Source organism: Sphingosinicellaceae bacterium, assembly GCA_019285715.1.
Lineage (GTDB): Bacteria > Pseudomonadota > Alphaproteobacteria > Sphingomonadales > Sphingomonadaceae > Glacieibacterium.
Map to the genome: position 1 here is coordinate 2,261,783 of CP079108.1, position 20,142 is coordinate 2,281,924.

18 protein-coding genes are annotated in these 20,142 nt (G+C 67.7%); 10 read left to right on the plus strand and 8 right to left on the minus strand.

Going from position 1 to position 20,142, the window contains the following annotated elements; all coding sequences use genetic code 11:
* Window positions 1-909, plus strand: coding sequence for an aliphatic sulfonate ABC transporter substrate-binding protein (locus tag KX816_10490; protein QXQ04744.1), 909 nt, complete (start codon window positions 1-3; stop codon window positions 907-909).
* A gap of 3 nt (window positions 910-912) precedes the next feature.
* On the opposite strand, the gene ligD is transcribed toward KX816_10490, so the two are convergent.
* From ligD to KX816_10505, 3 genes are all read right to left on the minus strand, one after another.
* Window positions 913-3,498 carry a DNA ligase D gene (ligD, locus tag KX816_10495; GenBank protein ID QXQ04745.1) on the minus strand — a complete coding sequence of 862 codons (2,586 nt, stop codon included), beginning with the start codon at window positions 3,496-3,498 and terminating at the stop codon, window positions 913-915.
* The gene (locus tag KX816_10500; protein QXQ04746.1) at window positions 3,495-4,376 is read right to left on the minus strand and encodes a Ku protein; all 882 of its coding nucleotides are present in this window, start codon (window positions 4,374-4,376) and stop codon (window positions 3,495-3,497) included. Before KX816_10500 ends, ligD begins: the two co-directional genes overlap by 4 nt.
* Window positions 4,377-4,457: 81 nt before the next feature.
* Complete coding sequence (locus KX816_10505; protein QXQ04747.1) at window positions 4,458-4,709, minus strand: hypothetical protein; 252 nt, start codon at window positions 4,707-4,709, stop codon at window positions 4,458-4,460.
* Window positions 4,710-4,869: 160 nt separating this feature from the next.
* On the opposite strand from KX816_10505, the gene KX816_10510 reads away from it, so the two are divergent.
* Window positions 4,870-6,144 carry a dipeptidase gene (locus KX816_10510; protein QXQ04748.1) on the plus strand — a complete coding sequence of 425 codons (1,275 nt, stop codon included), beginning with the start codon at window positions 4,870-4,872 and terminating at the stop codon, window positions 6,142-6,144.
* 8 nt (window positions 6,145-6,152) lie between these two features.
* Window positions 6,153-6,842: an ATPase gene (locus tag KX816_10515; protein QXQ04749.1), complete on the plus strand. Its 690-nt coding sequence runs from the start codon at window positions 6,153-6,155 to the stop codon at window positions 6,840-6,842.
* Window positions 6,843-6,953: 111 nt separating this feature from the next.
* Here KX816_10515 and KX816_10520 read toward each other — a convergent pair whose 3' ends face one another.
* The gene (locus tag KX816_10520) at window positions 6,954-7,502 is read right to left on the minus strand and encodes a hypothetical protein (GenBank protein QXQ04750.1); all 549 of its coding nucleotides are present in this window, start codon (window positions 7,500-7,502) and stop codon (window positions 6,954-6,956) included.
* A 104-nt stretch (window positions 7,503-7,606) separates the two neighbouring features.
* Between KX816_10520 and KX816_10525 the strand changes: the two genes are divergently transcribed.
* The 4 genes from KX816_10525 (at window position 7,607) to KX816_10540 (ending at window position 12,658) form a co-directional block, all read left to right on the plus strand.
* Entirely contained in the window at window positions 7,607-9,133 is a 1,527-nt protein-coding gene (locus tag KX816_10525; GenBank protein QXQ04751.1) for an acyl-CoA carboxylase subunit beta, read from the plus strand.
* A gap of 234 nt (window positions 9,134-9,367) precedes the next feature.
* Complete coding sequence (locus tag KX816_10530) at window positions 9,368-10,261, plus strand: hypothetical protein (protein ID QXQ04752.1); 894 nt, start codon at window positions 9,368-9,370, stop codon at window positions 10,259-10,261.
* 33 nt (window positions 10,262-10,294) lie between these two features.
* Window positions 10,295-10,585 (plus strand): hypothetical protein, encoded by a 291-nt coding sequence (locus KX816_10535; GenBank protein ID QXQ04753.1) that lies wholly within the window; start codon window positions 10,295-10,297, stop codon window positions 10,583-10,585.
* Between the two features lie 84 nt (window positions 10,586-10,669).
* Entirely contained in the window at window positions 10,670-12,658 is a 1,989-nt protein-coding gene (locus KX816_10540; GenBank protein ID QXQ04754.1) for an acetyl/propionyl/methylcrotonyl-CoA carboxylase subunit alpha, read from the plus strand.
* A gap of 14 nt (window positions 12,659-12,672) precedes the next feature.
* On the opposite strand, the gene KX816_10545 is transcribed toward KX816_10540, so the two are convergent.
* From KX816_10545 to KX816_10560, 4 genes are all read right to left on the minus strand, one after another.
* A complete protein-coding gene (locus KX816_10545; GenBank protein QXQ04755.1) occupies window positions 12,673-13,155 on the minus strand; it encodes a VOC family protein in 483 nt (160 codons plus the stop codon).
* Between the two features lie 34 nt (window positions 13,156-13,189).
* Window positions 13,190-14,302, minus strand: coding sequence for a methylated-DNA--[protein]-cysteine S-methyltransferase (locus tag KX816_10550; protein ID QXQ04756.1), 1,113 nt, complete (start codon window positions 14,300-14,302; stop codon window positions 13,190-13,192).
* A gap of 75 nt (window positions 14,303-14,377) precedes the next feature.
* Complete coding sequence (locus KX816_10555) at window positions 14,378-15,223, minus strand: LOG family protein (protein QXQ04757.1); 846 nt, start codon at window positions 15,221-15,223, stop codon at window positions 14,378-14,380.
* Between the two features lie 151 nt (window positions 15,224-15,374).
* Window positions 15,375-16,022, minus strand: a complete 648-nt coding sequence (locus tag KX816_10560) for a hypothetical protein (GenBank protein ID QXQ04758.1) — start codon at window positions 16,020-16,022, stop codon at window positions 15,375-15,377.
* A 162-nt stretch (window positions 16,023-16,184) separates the two neighbouring features.
* Between KX816_10560 and KX816_10565 the strand changes: the two genes are divergently transcribed.
* The 3 genes from KX816_10565 (at window position 16,185) to KX816_10575 (ending at window position 20,132) form a co-directional block, all read left to right on the plus strand.
* A complete protein-coding gene (locus tag KX816_10565) occupies window positions 16,185-17,309 on the plus strand; it encodes a phosphoserine transaminase (GenBank protein QXQ04759.1) in 1,125 nt (374 codons plus the stop codon).
* A gap of 145 nt (window positions 17,310-17,454) precedes the next feature.
* Window positions 17,455-19,035 carry a phosphoglycerate dehydrogenase gene (serA, locus tag KX816_10570; GenBank protein ID QXQ04760.1) on the plus strand — a complete coding sequence of 527 codons (1,581 nt, stop codon included), beginning with the start codon at window positions 17,455-17,457 and terminating at the stop codon, window positions 19,033-19,035.
* Window positions 19,032-20,132, plus strand: coding sequence for an ATP phosphoribosyltransferase regulatory subunit (locus KX816_10575; protein QXQ04761.1), 1,101 nt, complete (start codon window positions 19,032-19,034; stop codon window positions 20,130-20,132). The genes serA and KX816_10575 overlap by 4 nt, the downstream gene beginning before the upstream one ends.
* Window positions 20,133-20,142 lie beyond the last annotated feature (10 nt).

Genomic DNA, 20,142 nt, shown 5'->3' on the forward strand with positions numbered 1-20,142 from the left:
ATGATTGACCGCCGCACCCTGCTGATCGCATCGGCGGCGCTGGCGGCGTGCTCGAAGCGCCCTCGCATTCGTATCGGCTACCAGAACGGCCTGCTGCTGATCGCCAAGGCGCGCGGTGATCTCGATGATGTTGCCAAAGTGGTGTGGCATGGCTACGCCGCCGGGCCGCCCCTGCTCGAGGCGATGAGCGTCGGCGGGATCGACCTTGGCGGCACTGGCGACACCCCGCCGATCGTTGCGCAAAGCCAAGGCGCACGAATCGTCTACGTCGCCGCCCAGCCGGTCAGCGGTGCGGCCGCTGCGATCCTCGTGCCCGCCGGGTCGAAGCTGCAGACCGCCGCCGAGCTGCGAGGCAAGCGCGTCGCCTGGCTGCGCGGCACGTCCGCCGAGCGCTTCGTCCGTACGGCACTCGCCGCCGCCGGGCTGACCCCGGTTGATGTCGAGGCGGTCAACCTCGCCCCCGACGATGCCGCCGCTGCCTTTGCAGGTGGCAGCCTCGACGCCTGGGCAGTGTGGGATCCGTATTTCGCCAGTGCCGAAGTCGAGCACCGTGCCCGTGTCCTCGTCGGCGGCGCATCGCTTGCGGCAAGCCTGTCGTTCCTGACCGCCAACGCCGATTTTGCCAAGGCACAACCCGACACGCTACGCGCCGTCCTCAGCGCCCTGAAAGCGACCGCGGCATGGGCAACGACGAACCGCAAGGGTCTCGCCGATATCATGGCGACGGCGGCTGGGCTGACGCCTCACGTCGCAGCGCGGGTTGCGGCCCGGCAGGACCTTGCGCTGGTCCCGCTCGACGCCGCGATCATGGCGGCCGAGCAGAAGGTCGCCGACGCGCTGCTGGCGCAAGGCACGATCCCGGCGCGGGTCGACGTGGCGACGCTGCGCTGGAACGGCTGGCGAGGATAGCGGCTACGCCTTCGGCAATGGCCGCGCCTTCGCCGGCTCGCGCTTGCGGGCCGCCTGTGCCAGCACCGCCGCCGGATCGGCCGCGCTGAAGAGGTTCGCCGCCTTGACCTCGCGCAGCTCCGCCCACGTCACCGGCACCGCAACCCCGGCACCCGCACGCGCCCGCACCGAGTAGGGCAGCACCGCGGTCGCGCCGCGCTGGTTACGGAGATAGTCGACGAAGATGCGGCCCTTGCGCTTGGCCTTGCTCATCACCGCGACGAAGGCATCGGGAGCTTCAGCCTCCAGGCTCTCGGCGAAGGCCTTGCACCACGCCTTGACCTCGGGCCACTCCGCACGCGGCACTAGCGGCGCCACCACGTGCACGCCCTTCCCGCCGCTCAGCATCGGGGCGCTGTCGAGGCCGCGCGACTTAAGCCGGTCGCGGACCAGTTCGGCCGCCAGCTTGACCGCCTCGAAGCTGACCGCCTCGTCGGGATCGAGGTCAATGACCAGCCGGTCGGGGCGCTCGATGTCGTCGACGCGGCTGCCCCAGCCGTGGAACTCGATGGTCCCCATCTGGACGCAAGCGAGCAGTCCCGCGGAGTCCTCGACGTAGAGGTAGGGCTCGGTCTTGCCGCCGCTCTCGGCGATCTCGACCGAATGGACGCTGTCGGGGAACATGCCACTGTCGTGCTTCTGGAAGAAGCACTGCTTGGCGCGACCCTGCGGGCAGCGGACGAGGCTGATCGCGCGCCGGGCGAGGTCGGGCATCATCGCGGCGGAGACGGTCTCGTAATAAGCGGCGAGCGCGCCCTTGGTCATGCCGAGTTCGGGGAAGACGATGCGGTCGGGCGAGGAGATGACGACGCCGCTGCCTGTGGAAGCGGGAGCGAGCTTTGGTGCCGCCTTGGCCTTCGCGGCAGGCTTCCCCTCGGGGACGGTCTCGCCTTGCGTCAGCTCGCGCACCACCTCCCGCGCCGGCTTATCCGCGCGCAGCCCCAGAAAGCTTGGGTGGCGCAGGTGGCCGTCGCCCGTGAACTCGGTGAAGGCGACCTCCGCGACAAGCTCGGGCCGGACCCAGTTCGCGCCGCGTCGAGCCAGCGCGGGCAGCTTGTCGGCGTAGGCGGGCTTGTCGGCCTTCAGCGCCGCAAGCTTCGCGGTCAGGTCCTCGAGCGTCTTGTCGTCGAAGCCGGTGCCCACGCGGCCGGCATAGACAAACTTCTCGCCCTCGTAGATGCCGAGCAGCAGGGACGCGAAGCCCCTGCCCTTCTCGCTGGTCGACCAGCCGCCGATGACGAACTCCTGGCGGTGCAGGCACTTCGACTTGAGCCACGTGCCGGCGCGGCCTGCCCGGTAGCGGACGTCGGCCTTCTTGCTGATAACGCCCTCGTAGCCGCCGGCGCACAGGGCAGCGAACAGCTTCTCGCCGCCGCCCCGGACGTGCTCCGAATAGTGCAGCGGCGGGTCGATGCCTTCAAGCAGATGAGCGAGCCGCGCCTTGCGCTCGACCAGCGGCAGCGCGGCCACGTCGGTGCCGTCGAGCTCGAGCAGGTCGAAGGCGAAGGCCAGGATCGGGCCGCCATCTTTGAGCGCGTTCTGGAGGGCCCCGAAGCTCGGCTTGCCGGCGTTGTCTAGGGCGACGATCTCGCAGTCGATCAGCGCCGTTGAGCATGGCAGCTTGGCGGCCGCATCAGCGACGACGCGGAACTTGGTGGTCCAGTCGAGGCCGGAGCGGGTGTAGGCGATGCACTTACCGCCGCCGACCGCGACGAGCGCGCGGTAGCCGTCGTACTTGGTCTCGTGGAGCCAGTCGTTGCCGGTCGGCGGGGTGTCGACGAGGGTGGCGAGTTGGGGGTCCTGGAAGGCGGGTGGTTTGGCGGAGTCCTTCGCACGCGGCTTCGGAGTACCCACCCCGAGCCCCTCCCCTTCAGGGAGGCGGACCCGCTTGGCCGGATTACTCTCCTCATTAGCAGGAACCCGCTTGGTCTTGCTGCTCCCCTCCCTGTTCAGGGAGGGGGTGGGGGTGGGTGTGGCGCCCTTCGCGGCGCTTTTTTCCCCGTTCGTGATCGCCTCCATCGTCCGCGCACTCTCGACGCTGGTCATGTGCTCGGCCCCCAAGTCACCGGTCGCGAACTCGTCCTCGACCTTCCGCATCAGCCAGTTCTCGCGCTTGCCCTCAGGCTTGAGCCGGACGAGCACCCACTCGCCCTTCATGCGCTCACCGTGCAGTGTGAAGTGCAGCTTGCCCTTCTTCAGGCCGACGCGAGGATCGTCCTGCGGCTCCCAGGTGCCGCGGTCCCACAGCATGACCGTGCCGCCGCCGTACTCGCCCGCTGGGATCGTGCCCTCGAAGGTCGCGTAACTGAGCGGGTGGTCCTCTGTCCGGACCGCGAGGCGCTTGTCCTCCGGATTGGTCGACGGCCCGCGGGTCACGGCCCAGCTCAGCAGCACGCCGTCGAGTTCCAGGCGGAAGTCCCAGTGCAGGCGGGTCGCCGCGTGCTTCTGGACCATGAAGCTGTTGCCGGTCGCGCGCCCGGCCTCGCCGGCGGGCTCGCGCGTCTTCTTGAAGTCGCGCTTGGCGTTGTAGGTCGCGAGGCTGTCGCTCACGCCCGCTTCCGCGCCGGTGCCTTGGCTGGAGTGCGCCGCGCCGGGGTTTTCACCGGCCTGGGCTTGATATTCGGCGCGGCGGGCGCATCGCTGCCGCCGCCCTTTTCGATCGACGCCTTTAGCGCCGCCATCAGGTCGATGACGTTAGACGCCCTTGGAGCGGTCTCGTCGGTCTCGACGGTCGCGCCCTTCTTGCCTCGCTTGACGTCGATCAGCGCCTTGAGCGCGTCCTCGTAGCGGTCCTTGAACACCGACGGGTCGAACTTCTTTGTGCGCTTGTCGATCAGCGCGCTGGCCAGCTCCATCAGCTCCTCGGGCGGGGCCTCGTCGGAGATAGCGCGGAAGAAGCCGCTCGCCTTGTTGACCTCCTCCTCGTAGCGCAACGTCTCGAGGACCATGCCGCGCCCGCAGGGCTTGAGGCTGACCAGATACTCATGTCCGCGCATCGCGAGCTGGCCAAGGCCAATCTTTTTGGCCGAACGCATCGCGTCACGGACGACACGGAAGGCTTCCTCCGCTAACTCGTCCTTGGGCACGACGAAATACGGCTTCTCGAAATAGATCGCGTCGATCTCGCTGGCATCGACGAACTGGACGAGCTCAAGGGTGCGCTTGCTTTCGAGCTTAAGGCCCTCGACCTCCTCGTCCGAGATCAAGACGTACTGGCCCTTCTCGACCTGGTAGCCTTTGACGATCTCGTCGGGGTCGACCGCGCCGATGCCGGGGACGGTCTTCTCGTACTTGATACGCTTGCCGGTGGGTTCGTGGATCTGGTTGAGGGCGATCGTCGCCGCCGACTTGGTGGCGGAATAGATCTCGACCGGGATCGAGACCAGCGCGAGCCGCAGTTGTCCCGACCAATAGGCACGTGCTGCCATTGCAACTCCTCCAGCCGGCCCAAACGGACGACGGCGCGCTCTCGTTCCGATAGTGGACCGTTAGCGCGCCGTATCCGGCGACTACCGGTAGCGCCAGCCGTTGTGGTGACGGTAGCGGTGCTGATAATAGCGCCGCCCGTCCCAATAACCACGGCCAGGATAGAACACGCCGACGGCCGGGCGCACGACCACGACCTCGCCGCCGCGGTTCGGTCGGCAGTGGCCTGCCGGGCCGCGGTGGCCGTCGCGACCGCAGCCATCACGGGCGCTCGCTGCCGAGGTGCCGCCGACGACAACCGCTGCCGCAAGGGTGATGGCAAATAGCTTGTTCACGCTGTCTCCTCCCAATCCTTCGATCCGGCCGTTACGCGCCGGTCCCATGAAAACACCTGTATCGCCTAACCGTTCCGGGCGCGGCACGGCGTTGCGGCGGAGCAACCTTGCCACGCGCCCGCGACACTGTGACAAGACCGACATCAAGCTGGGAGCGACGATGCGCACGATTGGAATTCTGGCTCTGGCACTCGGCCTGGCAGCCCCGACGATGGCGGCGACGCCCTATGACACGCGCATCGACCGGGTGCTCAAGGCGACGCCGCTTATCGACGGGCACAATGACTGGGCCGAGAACCTCCGCGAGGACTTCGGCGAGGGCTGGTGGGCGGTCGACCTCAGCGCCGACAGCCGGACGTTCAAGCACCCGCTGATGACCGACATCCCGCGCCTTCGCGCCGGCCACGTCGGTGGGCAGTTCTGGTCGGTCTATGTCGACGCGCGGCTGAGCGGTGCCGAGGCGATCAAGGCGACGCTCGAACAGATCGACATCGTCCGCGGCATCGCCGCGCGCTATCCCACGGTGTTCGAGATGGCCTACACCGCCGCCGACGTACGCCGCATCCACAAGGCCGGGCGCATCGCTTCGCTGATCGGAGTCGAGGGCGGCGCGCAGATGGGCGAGTCGATGCCGGCGCTGCGGGCCTATTACGCCCTCGGCGCGCGGTACATGACGCTTACCCACGCGCTGACGACGAAATGGGCGGACAGCGCCACCGACAACCCGCAACACGACGGCCTGACGCCGTTCGGCAAGGCGGTCGTGGTCGAGATGAACCGGCTCGGCATGCTGATCGACCTCAGCCACGTTGCGCCGTCGACGATGCGCGCCGCGCTGGCGGTGTCGAAGGCTCCGGTGATCTTCTCGCACTCGTCGGCGCGCGGCCTCGACGACCACCCCCGTAATGTCCCCGACGACGTGCTCAAGCTGCTCGCGGCGAATGGCGGCGTGGTCATGGTCAACTACGCCACGACCTATGTCTCGGCGGAGCGCAACGCGTGGGACTCGGCGCGCGCCGGGGCCAAGGCGAGCTTCAACACGCCGCCGTTCTCGGGGCTGTACATCGGCCAGCCCGAGCGTGCAGCAGCGGCGCTCGTGGAATGGGAGAAGGCGCACCCGAAGCCGCCGGTGACGCTGGCGCAGGTCGCGGACCACATCGAGTACATCGTCAAGGTTGCCGGCCACGACCACGTCGGCATTGGCGGCGACCTGGACGGCATCCCGGAGACTCCCGAGGGGCTGAACGGCGTCGACACCTACCCGGCGCTGTTGGCCGAGCTGATGAAGCGCGGCTGGAGCGACGTCGACATCGCCAAGCTGGCGGGCGGCAATGTGCTGCGTGCGCTGGAGGGCGCCGAGAAGGTCGCGGCGTCGATGAGGGGCACCGCGCCGACCACCCGCACCATCGCGACGCTCGACGCGCCCGCCAAGTAGGCTGGCCGATGAAGCGCTTCTACACCGCGGCGGCGGCGGTTCCCGTCGACGGCGGCTGGAGCATCGCCCTCGACGGCAAGCCGGTGCGCACCCCGGCGCGGGCGACGCTGGTGCTGCCGACGCCGGCGCTGGCCGACGCCGTGGTCGGCGAGTGGGCGGCACAGGGCGACCGGGTCCAGCCCGCGACGATGCCGCTGACCGGGCTGTCGAACGCCGCCATCGACCGCATCGCGCCCGAGCATGCCGCCTTCGCCGCCAGCCTCGCGGCCTATGCCGGGACCGACGTGCTCGCCTACCGTGCCGAGGGGCCGGCGCCGCTGGTAGCGCGGCAGGCGGAGCTGTGGGACCCGCTGCTGGCGTGGCTCGCGCGCCGCTACGACGTCGCGCTGGTGCCGACCACCGCCATCGCCCACCAGCCGCAGCCACCGGCGACGCTGGCCCGGATCGGGACGGCGTATGCGGCCTTCGACGCCTTCCGGCTGGCGGCGCTGTCGCAGGTGGTGACCATCACCGGGTCTGCGGTCATCGGGCTGGCGTTCGCGGAAGGGGTAATCGAGCCGGATGCGGCTTGGGCGGCGGGCGAGCTCGACGAGCTGTGGCAAGCCGAGCAATGGGGGGCCGACCCGCTTGCCGAGAAGCCGCAAGCCGCGCGCCGGGCGTCACTGGCGGCGGCCAGAGCCCTGCTGCGGCTCCTGTAGGTCGGCCCAGAATTGTCAGAGTTGACACCCATGATGGGTCTGTTCAAGTCGATGGCTTGAGTGTTATCAATATGTTAGGATGCTTACTGTTAACACCCGGTTAGGGTCGCCCTAGCGCAGCCCGGTCGACCGCCGAGTCACGAACCAGCGTGCCATGACCAGCCCCCCGGCGCTTAGGATGACGAGGTCCGCTACCGACTTGAACACCGCGTTGCGCCAGTCGGCGTGATACCAGACCGGGTCCGCGAGGTGGATGTAGACCACCGCCACCGCGGCCAGCCCGATCACCACCCGCGCCTGCCCGATGAAGTCGACCCGCGCGCCGAGGCCGTGCAGCAGCCAGCCCAGCATCGCCGCGACGACCGCGAACTGCACGAACCCACCGATGAACGTCGCCGGGTCGACCATCGGGTACCCGCGAGCGTTGTAGACGACCTGCGCAATCGGTCCGGACGCATGGGCGGCCATCATCGCCGGGGTCTCGCCCATAGGGATCGCGTAGCTGCCGGTGTGTGGGAGCGCTTTCAACGCCGACTGGATCGCCAGTTGCGTCGCCTCGGGCGCCGTCGCCCAGCCGACATCGAACAACAGCCCGTAGAACACGAAGCCGAGCAGCCACATCACCGCGCCCGCGACCAGACTGCCGATGACGAACCGCATGACCCGTTCCCCGAGACCCGAGCATCAAAGACCCGAAACAAGTCTGCCGCACGCGTGACAATTCCGCCAGCCCCCTGCTAAGCCCCCTGCACACAGGAGGCCCGATGCTCAAGACCCTCGTCGAACTCGAACGCCGCCGCGAAGCCGCTCGCATGGGTGGTGGCCAGGTCCGCATCGATGCGCAGCACAAGAAGGGCCGCCTCACCGCCCGCGAGCGCCTCGACGTGCTGCTCGACCCGAACAGCTTCGAGGAGCTCGACATGTACGTCGAGCACAACTCGGTCGACTTCGGCATGGAGAAGCAGAAGATCCCCGGCGACGGTGTGGTCACCGGCTCCGGCACGATCAACGGCCGACTAGTGTTCGTGTTCAGCCAGGACTTCACCGTCTTCGGCGGCTCGCTGTCGGAACGCCATGCCCAGAAGATCTGCAAGATCATGGACATGGCGATGAAGGTCGGCGCGCCCGTCATCGGCCTCAACGACTCGGGCGGCGCGCGCATCCAGGAGGGCGTCGCCTCGCTCGGCGGCTATGCCGAGGTCTTCCAGCGCAACGTGCTGGCGTCGGGCGTCATCCCGCAGCTCAGCCTGATCATGGGGCCGTGCGCCGGCGGCGCGGTCTATTCGCCAGCGATGACCGATTTCATCTTCATGGTGAAAGACTCGAGTTACATGTTCGTCACCGGTCCTGACGTGGTCAAGACCGTGACCAATGAGATCGTCACGCAGGAGGACCTCGGCGGCGCGATCACCCACTCGACCAAGTCCGGCGTCGCGGACCTCGCGTGCGAGGACGACATCGACGCGCTGCTGCGGACTCGGACCTTCTTCGACTATCTGCCGCTCAACAACCGCGACGGGACGCCCTTCCGCCCGTCCGCCGACGACCCCGAGCGCATGGTGCCGAGCCTCGACACGCTGGTCCCGGCGTCGGCCAACCAGCCCTACGACATGCACGAGCTGATCCAGAAGATCGCCGACGAAGGCCAATTTTTCGAGGTCCAGCCCGCCCACGCCGCCAATATCATCATCGGCTTCGCGCGCATCGACGGCCATTCGGTCGGCATCGTCGCCAACCAGCCGATGGTGCTGGCCGGCGTCCTCGACATCAGCAGCGCCAAGAAGGCGGCACGCTTCGTGCGGTTCTGCGACGCCTTCAGCATTCCGATCGTAACCTTTGTCGACGTTCCCGGCTTCCTGCCCGGCGTGGCGCAGGAGCTTGGCGGGATCATCAAGCACGGTGCAAAATTGCTTTTCGCCTACGCCGAGGCGACCGTCCCCAAGATCACCGTGATCACCCGCAAGGCCTATGGCGGCGCCTACGACGTCATGGCCTCCAAACACCTGCGTGGCGATTTGAACTACGCCTGGCCGACCGCCGAGATCGCGGTGATGGGGGCGAAGGGCGCGGTCGAGATCATCTTCCGGGGCAAGTCCAAGGAAGAAATCGCCGAGCGCACCGCGGAGTACGAGGCGCGCTTCGCCAACCCGTTCGTGGCGGCCAGCATGGGCTTCATCGACGAGGTCATCATGCCCCATTCGACCCGCCGGAGGATCGCAGTGGGCCTGCGCAAGCTGCGCACCAAGAAGCTCGAGAACCCTTGGAAGAAGCACGACAATATTCCGCTTTGAGTGCGTCAACTCACGCGGTTAGTGTGCAAGGCGTACCGCGCCGGGGCCGAACTGGAGTTATCTGACCCGGCTCAACCCGGGGAGATATCGATGCCTGCACGGACCATGAAACCGACTGTGCTGCTCCTGACCGCGGCGCTGCTGGCGGGCTGCGCGACGAACGCCACTCGGCTCGACCGGGGCCAGACACTCGGGGCCGCGGGCGCGGCTGCGACCAACGCCACGAGCGGGTTCATGGACCGCGTCCGGACTGCGCGCGAAAACGCCAATATTGCCCTGGTGGCGAATTCTCCGACCTGCGCTTGGACGGAAGAAATCATACTGCGGGGGGACGAGGTCGCGTCGCGCCACGCCTCGAACGCGCTTACCTGCCGCCCCTTAGGTACAGCGGCCGCAGCCGGTGACGAGACGGTTTCGCTCCGGCCTATCCGCGAACAGGCATTGAAGCCGACCACCGAGACGATTGCCGCTCTTGCGGCCTATCTCGACGCGGTCAATGCCATAATGAGCGCCGAAGCACCCGATGTCGGTGCCCGGCTCGGCGAAGCCTTTGGCTATGCGACCAAGGCGCAGGCAGCGCTCAATGCCGTCACCAAGGGCAAGTTGGCGGTCATCCCGACGCTGACCGCCGAGCAGGGGAACGCGATAAAAGACCTGGTCAAGCTGATCGGCGACCTCGCCGCCGAGCAGCACAAGGTGCGCGAACTCGGCCATGTCGTGGCCTTGCAGAATAAAACGGTGGGCAAGTTGATCGCCAGCCTCAAGAAGCAGGTTGCGGAGTGGGGCAATGCCAGCCTTACCGGCGACCTCCAGCTCAACGATGCAGCGCTGACCGAACTCGGCCGCGGACTCGCCGGTGGACGGCCGCCCGATCCGGAGAGCCGCGCGGAACTGATCCGGACAATTATCGAGGCAAAACGCACCACCGACGCGGTGCCGACCCTGCTCGCGGCAGTCGATACCTCGCTCGACGACATGGCCACGGCGCAGGCGGACCTGTTCAAGGCGTACAGCGATCATCCCGACTGGACCAAGGCGGAGCGAACCAAGCAGGCAAAGCTCAATCGTGAACGGCTGCTCGGCGCGCTCGAAGCGGTGGCCGCCGTCGCCGGCACATTCGTTCTTTAAGGGGACACTGGGATGACCACGCTAGTTGCACTGATGACCCAAGTTCGCGCCCTGCGCGACGAGCTTCACGACCGGCTCGACGACAACGTCACCAACCGGGTGTTCAAGCAGCTTCGGCTCCGGCACGTCGCGGCCGTGATCCAGGCCCGCCGGGAGGTCGAAGATCCGTCGTTGCCCAGCCAGAGCCCGAAATATACCGCTCCTCAGGCCGATTTGACCGCGGCAACCTCAGCGGTTGCTGCGGCTATCAGCACCGACGAGCCCGCGATGCTCGCCGCCATCAGCCTGGCGCAGGCTGCGCTCGCCCTGGTTGCCGCCCTGTAACGACGATTGCGCACGGGGGCCGCGCGCGCTCGCTTGACGCGTCGGGCGCGACCCGCTTCAACGGCGGCGCAAGGGAGCCGCCAGTTGTTCACCAAGATTTTGATCGCCAACCGCGGCGAAATTGCGTGCCGCGTTATTAAATCCTGCCGGGCAATGGGGATCGCGACCGTCGCGGTCTATTCCGATGCCGACGCCGGCGCACTCCACGTCGAGATGGCCGACGAGGCCGTTCGCCTCGGGCCACCGCCCGCCGCCGAAAGCTACCTGCTGGCGGATGCGATCATCGCGGCGTGCGTGTCCACTGGCGCGCAGGCCGTCCACCCGGGCTATGGGTTCCTGAGCGAGCGTGCCAGCTTCCGCGAGGCGTGCGACAATGCCGGGATCGCTTTCATCGGACCGCCAGCCAAGGCGATCGCCGCGATGGGCGACAAGATCGAATCGAAGAAGCTCGCCAAGGCCGCCGGCGTGTCGGTCGTGCCGGGCTTCATTGGCGAGATCGACGGGACCGAACACGCCGTGCGCATTGCCACCGAGATCGGCTTCCCGGTGATGATGAAGGCGTCGGCAGGCGGCGGCGGCAAGGGCATGCGGCTGGCGTGGAGCGAGGCCGATGTCCGCGAAGGCTTCGAGGCGACCAAGCGCGAGGGGCTCGCCAGCTTTGGCGACGACCGGGTGTTCATCGAGAAGTTCGTCGAGCAACCGCGCCACATCGAGATCCAGGTGCTCGGTGACCAGCAGGGCAACATCGTCTACCTGAACGAGCGCGACTGCTCGATCCAGCGCCGTCACCAGAAGGTCGTCGAGGAGGCCCCCTCCCCGTTCGTGACCCCCGAGATGCGCAAGGCGATGGGCGACCAGGCGGTCGCACTCGCGCGCGGCGTCGGCTATTTCTCCGCCGGCACGGTCGAATTCATCGCCGGCGCGGACCGCTCGTTCTACTTCCTCGAGATGAACACCCGGCTACAGGTCGAGCATCCAGTCACCGAACTGATCACCGGGCGTGACCTCGTCGAGGACATGATCCGCGTTGCCTACGGTGAACCGCTGGGGTTCGAGCAGGCCGACGTCCAGCTCGACGGCCACGCGATCGAGACGCGAATCTATGCCGAGGACCCGTACCGCGGCTTCCTGCCCTCGACCGGCCGCCTGACCCGGCTGGTGCCACCCGAGGGCCACGGAATCCGCGTTGACACCGGCGTCGTCGAGGGCAGCGAAATCAGCCGCTTCTACGACCCGATGGTCGCCAAATTGATCACCCACGCCCCGACCCGCGAGGCCGCGATCAAGCTGCAGGCGGCGGCACTCGACGCCTATCTGGTCCGCGGCATCAGCCACAATATCGACTTCCTCGGCGCGCTGATGCGCCACCCGCGCTTCGTCGCCGGCGAGGAGGTAACCACCGCCTTCATCGCCGAGGAATATCCGGACGGGTTCCACGGCCGTCCGGTCGACGATGCCGCGCGCTCTGCACTGATCGCCACGGCGGCGGTGATCCACGCTACCATCGCCGAGCGCGCCCAGCTCATCGACGGCCAGCTCGACGGCAGCGGCGCGGTGTTTGGCACCGACTGGATCGTCCAGCTCGAAGGCACCGACCACGCAGTCAATGTCGAGGATGCTGGCGACGGCTTCGCCCTGACCATCGACGGCGAAGAGCATAGGCTCAGCACCTCGTGGCGCGTCGGCGAGCCGCTGTTCACCGCTCGCCTAGACCGCCGCACTATCGCCGTCGCGGTCGACGGGCTCGCGGTCGGCTACCGGTTGACGACCGCCGGCGCGAGCCATGTCGTCCGCGTCCTCAGCCCGCGTGCCGCTACTCTCGCCAAGTATATGATCGCCAAGGTAGCGCCCGACATGTCGCGCTACCTGCTGTGCCCGATGCCCGGCCTGATCGTGAAGCTCGACGTCGTCGCCGGTGACAAGGTCGAGGCCGGCCAGCCGCTCGCCACCGTCGAGGCGATGAAGATGGAGAACATCCTCCGCGCCGAAAAGTCGGGCGTGATCAAGGAGGTACGCGCCAAAGCCGGCGACTCGCTGGCGGTGGATGCGGTGATCCTGGAGTTCGAGGTCTAGGCTTCCCCTGCGCCCTAGTGGCCGTTCGCTGCCGTCTCGAGCGCGGCGATGTCGATCTTCACCATGTCCATCATCGCGAGCATGGCGCGTTTCGCCCGGGCCGGGTCCGGATCGTTCATCAACTCGGTCAAGCGTTTCGGCACGATCTGCCACGGGATACCCCAGCGGTCGTTGAGCCAGCCGCACTGGATTTCCTTGCCGCCATCGGCGGTCAGCGCGCACCACAGCCGGTCGGTTTCGGCCTGGTCGGCGGTTTCAACGGAGATAGACGCAGCGCTCGAAAACTCGGCCATCGGCTTGCCGCCGTTAAGCCCCTGCATCGCGTGCCCGCCAAGGGTGAACCGCACCAGGAGCGGGTCGCCCGCCTTGCCCGCCGGATAGTCGGTGGCGGCGCGCTGGACGTGATCGATGCGCGAGTCGGGCAGGAGCGAGCAGTAGAGTTCGGCTGCGGCCTCGGCATCCTTCTCGAACCACAGGCACGTCGCAACTATCGGCATGCCAATTCCTCCCCAGGATTGTTGCCTCGACGTATCAGATCATGGCCCGGTTGGGCAGCGCGCCTTCGTGCTCCAGCAGCCATTTCTTGCGCTCGACACCGCCTGCATAACCGGTCAGCGCACCGTTCGCGCCGATGACGCGGTGGCACGGCACGACGATGCCGATCGGATTCGAGCCGTTGGCCAGCCCGACCGCCCGCGCCGCTCCGGGACGCCCGAGCATCGCCGCCAGCGCGCCGTAGCCGGTGGTCGTGCCTGCGGGAATTGCGCGCAGCGCTGCCCACACACCGCGCTGGAAATCGCTGCCGCCGGTGCGGACCGTGAGTCCGTCGAGCGCCGTCAGGTCGCCGTCGAAATAGGCGTTCAGCGCCTGGCCGATGGCGGGCGGGATCGGGCCATCGCTCAATTCGAAGCTGCCGTAGTGGCGCGCCAGCAACGTCCGCATCCGCGCCTCGTAATCGACGAAATCGAGCGCGCGGAGGGCGCTGTCGGCATCGCTGACGACGAGCAGGTCGCCGACGGGGGACGCATAGGCTGACAGGACGAGTTGCATGGTCGCTCCTTCTTTGGCCCGGCGGCGGCGCTGGCCCGGGGTTTCGCCGTAGATGCCGGCGTAGACTTCGTTGAAGCGGCGGATGCTGCCGAAGCCCGCGGCGAGCGCGACTTCTGCCATCGTCAACGCGCCGTCGTCGAGCAGCGCAGCGGCAGCAGCGAGACGGCGGGCCTGTGCAACCGCGACCGGTGAGGCACCGAGGTGGCGCTTGAACAGGCGGCGGACCTGCCGCTCGCCGAGCCCGAGCTTGTCGCCGAGGCCTTCGCTGCGCCCATCGTTCTCAGCATCGAGCGCGCCGCCCTCGATCAGTTTCAATGCGCGGCTCACGCTGGATGCGCTACCGACCCACGCCGGGCTGCCGGGGACACTGTCTGGGCGGCAGCGCTTGCAGGAGCGGTAGCCGGCAGCGACCGCTTCCGCAGCCGTAGCGACGAAGCTGCAGTTCTTGAGGTAAGGCGGCCGCGCCGGGCAGACGCTGCGGCAGTAGATGCCGGTGGTTTTCACGCAGGTGAAGAACTGCCCGTCGGTCGCCGGGTCGCGCGCCAGGATTGCGGCGTAGCAGGCGTCCCGGTCGGTGTGGAGGGCGGTTTGCATACCGGTGTTCTAGCGCCGCTAAGCTGGCGAGTCTGGCGGTTTTCGGACAGGGTTGGTCGTGCTCGCCCTGCCCCTTCAGATCCCGTAATGCTCCCGCACCACCGCCCAGCCCTCGGCCGCGGTGTCGACGATCTTGAACAGGTCGAGGTCGCTGCGCGCGATCACACCCTCCTCGGCCATCGCCTCCCAGTTGATGATCCGCGCCCAGAATTCGCGGCCGTACAGCAGGATCGGCAGCGCCGCGATCTTGCCGGTCTGTACCAACGTCAGCAGCTCGAGGAACTCGTCGAGCGTGCCGAAGCCGCCGGGGAACACCGCGACGGCGCGCGCGCGCATCAGGAAATGCATCTTCCGCAGCGCGAAATAGTGGAACTGGAAGCTCAGGCCGGGGGTGACATAGGGGTTCGGTACCTGCTCGAACGGCAGCACGATGTTGAGCCCGACAGACGGCGCGCCGACGTCCGCCGCACCGCGGTTGGCCGCCTCCATGATCGACGGGCCACCGCCAGAGCAGACGGTGAACCAGCGCTCCTCCTCGCCCTCGCCCGACGCGAGCCGCGCCAGCTTGCGCGCTTCATCGTAATAGCGCGAGTTCTTCGCCAGCCGCTCGGCGATGACGAGTGCCTCGGGCGTTTTTGCGGCGTCGATCAAGCCCTGCGCATCCTCGGGTGCCGGGATGCGGGCCGAGCCGTAGAACACGAACATCGACTTGATGCCCGCCTCCGACAGCGCGAGGTCGGCCTTCGCCATCTCGAGTTGAAGCCGCACCGGCCGCATCTCGTCCTTGAGCAGGAAGTCCTTGTCTTGAAAGGCCAGTTCGTACGCCGGATGCTCGGTCTGCGGCACGCTGGTCGGGTGCCCGGCCTTGGCCACTTCGGCGCGAGCGGTCGGGAACAGTCGATCGGGAAGATTGGGATGCATGGCGGGCTCGCGAGCGGACGGGGCCGCGGGGTCTAGGCTTTTGGCGAGCGGAGGCCAAGTCTAGGGGCGCTTCTGTCGCCATCTCGCGCTTTGCCCATTTCGCGAAGGAGTCGAGACCCAGGCGGAGAAACGAGCAGCGCGGTCGCTGCTGTCAGGGTACGGCGGAGGCGTTCGCGACAATCGCCCCACTTGCGAAGACCGGATCGCCCGCCATGTCGTTGAGCGCGTGCGCCAGGCTTTGCTCGACGATCGTCTTGATCGCGATCACGTCGCTCTTGACCTTGTCGGCGTGCTGCGGCGCAGCTTTGGCCCCGAGCCTGGTGTAGATCGCGTGCTCGACCGAGCGCGTAATCGGCAGCGACGATGACACCGGCAGGTATTCGACGGTGGTGCGATACTGGTCGGTGACCACGGTGCCGACCAGTCCGAACGTCATCCCGACGACGGCGCCCCTGGCGACCGCGCCCTTCTGCGGCATGTTGTTGACGGTCACCCTGAGTATGCCACCGCTGGTGACCGGCGCGCCGCTGACCGCCGAGAACATGCCACTGCCGCGAACATCCGCCTCGACCGCCGCCTGCAGGAACTGGGTCGCCTCGTTGTCGGGCTTACCGTTAGTCTGGAAGAGGAAGACGAGCTGGGCCGGCTGCGGCGCCGTGATGACGACGCGCTTTTCCGCCGCCACGACACCGAGCCGGTTGTCGACGTAGACGGATGTGTTCGCAGGAACTGCGGTGCCGAGCACGACGAACGCCAGCGCCGAACAGCGACTCCAAAAGCCCTTGCGGTGCCGATTCATTCCGTGTCCCCCGATTAACCTCGGCGCAACTATAGCTAAGGATCGGAGACAAACAATACGGATACGTAACGTTCTTGCGCTTGACCGCAGCGTCCGCGTCTCTACAAACGCCGACGGGCCACGCCGCCCCAACGCGGCGCGTGCTCTCTGTGAGGAGAGACCATGATTGAACGTCCTACCGTGCGCCCCGCGCGCGCAAACTTTTCGTCCGGGCCTTGTGCCAAGCGTCCCGGCTGGTCCGCCGCCGGATTAGCCACCGACAGCCTCGGGCGCTCACATCGCTCCAAGATCGGCAAGTCGCGGCTCAAGCTCGCGATCGACCTGACCCGGGAAGTGCTGCAGGTCCCCGACACGCACCGCATCGGCATCGTGCCCGGCTCCGACACCGGCGCCTACGAGATGGCGATGTGGACGATGCTGGGCGCGCGCCCGGTCACCATGCTGTCGTGGGAAAGCTTCGGTGAAGGCTGGGTCACCGACGCGCTGAAGCAGCTCAAGCTGCCCGCGGAAACGATCTCAGCGCCCTATGGCGAGCTGCCCGACCTGACCCGGGTGCCGCAGAGCCACGACGTCTGCTTCACCTCGAACGGCACAACGTCGGGGGTACGCATTCCCAATTACGACTGGATCCGCGACGACCGCGAAGGCCTGATGCTCGCCGACGCGACCAGTGCGGTGTTCGCGCAGCCCGTCGACTGGACCAAGGTCGATGTGCTGACCTTCAGCTGGCAGAAGGCGCTCGGCGGCGAGGGCGCGCACGGCGTGCTGATCCTCGGGCCGCGCGCCGTCGAACGGCTGGAAAGCTACACGCCGGCATGGCCGCTCCCCAAGGTCTTCCGCCTGACCTCCAAGGGCAAGCTGGTCGAGGGCGTGTTCAGCGGCGAGACGATCAACACGCCGTCGATGCTCGCGGTCGAGGACTGCATCGATGCGCTCGAATGGGCGAAGTCGATCGGCGGCCAGGTCGAAATGGCCGCGCGTGCCGACGCCAACGCCGTCGCGCTCGACCGCTGGGTCCAGGCGACGCCGTGGGTCGAGCATCTGGCGGCTGATGCGCACACGCGCTCCAACACCAGCGTCTGCCTGACGCTGCCGGGCGCGGGCGAGGACGTCCCCAAGGCGATCGCCGCGCTGCTCGAGAAGGAGGGTGTGGCCTTCGACATCGGCGGCTACCGCGACGCGCCGCCGGGGCTTCGGATCTGGTGCGGCTCGACGGTCGACACGACCGATATCGAGGCGCTCGGGCCGTGGCTCGACTGGGCGCATGACCAGGTGACCGGCGCGTAGCCTCACCCTCCCCTTCAGGGGAGGGTCTGAGAGACGGCGCGCTTGCCCCGGCCCGCGGGTGGAGCCTTCCCACCCACGAAAGAAGCAAGTTCCCACCCCCGGCCCCTCCCCTGAAGGGGAGGGGAGCAGGAAGAAAGATCACCCAATGCCCAAAGTCCTCATCTCCGACCAGATGTCCCCCAAGGCCGCCGAAATCTTCCGTGCCCGTGGCGTCGAGGTCGACGAAATCACCGGCCTGTCCAAGGACGAGCTGCTCAAGATCATCGGCAACTACGACGGTCTCGCGATCCGCTCCTCGACCAAGGCGACCCGCGAGGTCATCGCCGCCGCCATCAATTTGAAGGTCATCGGCCGCGCCGGCATCGGCGTCGACAATGTCGACATCCCCGCCGCGTCCGCGGCCGGCGTCGTCGTCATGAACACCCCGTTCGGCAATTCGATCACCACCGCCGAGCACGCCATCGCCCTGATGTTCGCCCTCGCCCGCCAGCTGCCGGAGGCCGATGCTTCGACCCAGGCCGGCAAGTGGGAGAAGAACCGCTTCATGGGGGTCGAGCTGACTGCCAAGACGCTCGGCCTGATCGGTGCCGGCAACATCGGCAGCATCGTCGCCGACCGCGCGCTTGGCCTCAAGATGAAGGTCATCGCCTACGATCCGTTCCTGACGCCCGAGCGCGCCGAGACGCTGGGCATCGAGAAGGTCACGCTCGACGAGCTGCTGGCGCGCGCCGAGTTCATCACCCTCCACACCCCGCTGACCGATTCGACCCGTAACATCCTGTCGGCCGAGAACCTGGCCAAGACCCGGCCCGGTGTGCGGATCATAAACTGCGCGCGCGGCGGCCTGATCGACGAGGTGGCGCTGAAGGCCGGCCTCGACTCGGGCCACATCGGCGGTGCGGCGCTCGACGTCTTCGTTGAGGAACCTGCCAAGGCCTCGCCGCTGTTCGGCACCCCGAACTTCATCTCGACCCCGCACCTCGGCGCCTCGACCGACGAGGCGCAGGTCAACGTCGCGATCCAGGTCGCCGAGCAGATGAGCGACTTCCTGCTCACCGGCGGCGTCACCAACGCCCTCAACGTGCCGTCGTTGTCGGCCGAGGAGGCGCCGCGGCTGCGTCCGTACATGGCGCTGGCTGAGAAGCTCGGGCTGCTCATCGGCCAGCTCAGCGGCGAAGGCCTGAGCGCGGTTACCGTAGAGGTCGAGGGCGCAGCGGCCGAACTCAACATCAAGCCGATCACCGCAGCGGTGCTGGCGGGACTGATGCGGCCGCACTCCGACACCGTCAACATGGTCAACGCGCCGTTCCTGGCGCGGGAACGTGACATCGAGATCGCCGAGGTCCGCCACGAGCGCGACACCGACTATCACACGCTGGTCCGGGTCACCGTCCGCACTCCGGACGGCGAGCGCTCGGTCGCGGGGACGTTGTTCGGCAACCGCGATGCGCGGCTGGTCGAGATCATCGGCATCAACATCGAGGCCGAGCTGAACGGTGCGATGCTGTTCGTCGTCAACGAGGACAAGCCGGGCTTCATCGGCCGCATCGGCACGACGCTGGGCGAGGCCGGGGTCAACATCGGCACCTTCCACCTGGGTCGCCGCAATGCGGGATCGGAGGCGGTGCTGCTGCTCTCGGTCGACGGCAATATCTCGGAGCCTCTGCTGTGGAGCGTCTGCCGCCTGCCGGGCGTGAAGACCGTCAAGGCGCTGTATTTCCCGTGAGCCAGGGCCTCCTCCCCGAGGGTATTCGCGACCGGCTCGCCCCGCAGGCGGACGCGGCGGTGGCACTGACAGCGACGCTGATGAGCGTCGTCGGCAGTCACGGCTACGAACGCGTCCAGCCGCCGCTGGTCGAGTATGAGGAGAGCCTCGCCGGGCGCCTCGGGGTTGGATCGGGGCGGCGCGCGCAGCTGATGCGCTTCGTCGATCCGGTCACGCAGCGCACGCTCGCGGTGCGGTCCGACATCACCGGGCAGGTCGGGCGCATCGCAGCGACCCGGCTGGGGCACGTCGAGCGGCCGCTGCGGCTGAGCTACGCCGGCCCGGTGCTGCGGGTTAAAGGCACGCAACTGACGCCTGAGCGCGAGATGGTGCAGGCGGGTGCTGAGCTGATCGGCAGCGACAGCGTCGCCGCGGTGATCGAGGTGCTCGGCGTCGCGGTCGAGGCGCTCGCCGCTACCGGATTGAGCGGGATTTCGGTCGACATCACGATGCCCGATATCGTCCCGACGCTCGCCGACACGGTCATGGAGCCGGAGCGGATCGAGCGGCTGCAGGCGCTGCTCGACATGAAGGATGCGGGGGCGATGGCGGCGGAGGGCTTCGGCCACTGGCTGTCGCTAACCGCGGCGACCGGCCCGCTGCAAAGCGCCCTGCCCCAGCTTCGCGCCTTCGATCATGCCGGGTTACTGAAATCGCGAATCGACGGGATCGCCGCACTGGCAGCAGCGCTGAGCGGCGTCCGCCTGACCCTCGACCCGACTGAGCGCCACGGCTTCGAGTACCAGAGCTGGATTGGTTTCTCGATCTTCGCCGATGGCGTTCGTGGCGAAATCGGACGCGGCGGCAGCTACGCGGTAGTGGCCGGCGACGGGGCGCGCGAGCCTGCGGTCGGCTTCTCGCTCTACATCGACGGGCTGGTCGACGCCGGGCTCGGACAGGTCGAGCCGCGCCGGGTCGCGCTGCCGTTCGGCGCCGCGCCGGATATCGGGGAACGCCTGCGCGGTGAAGGCTGGACGACGGTCGCGGCGCTTTCCGAGGACGCGACCGTTCCGGGCTGCACCCACCGCTGGAACGGTGTAGAGCCGACCGCGATCTAACAAGGATACA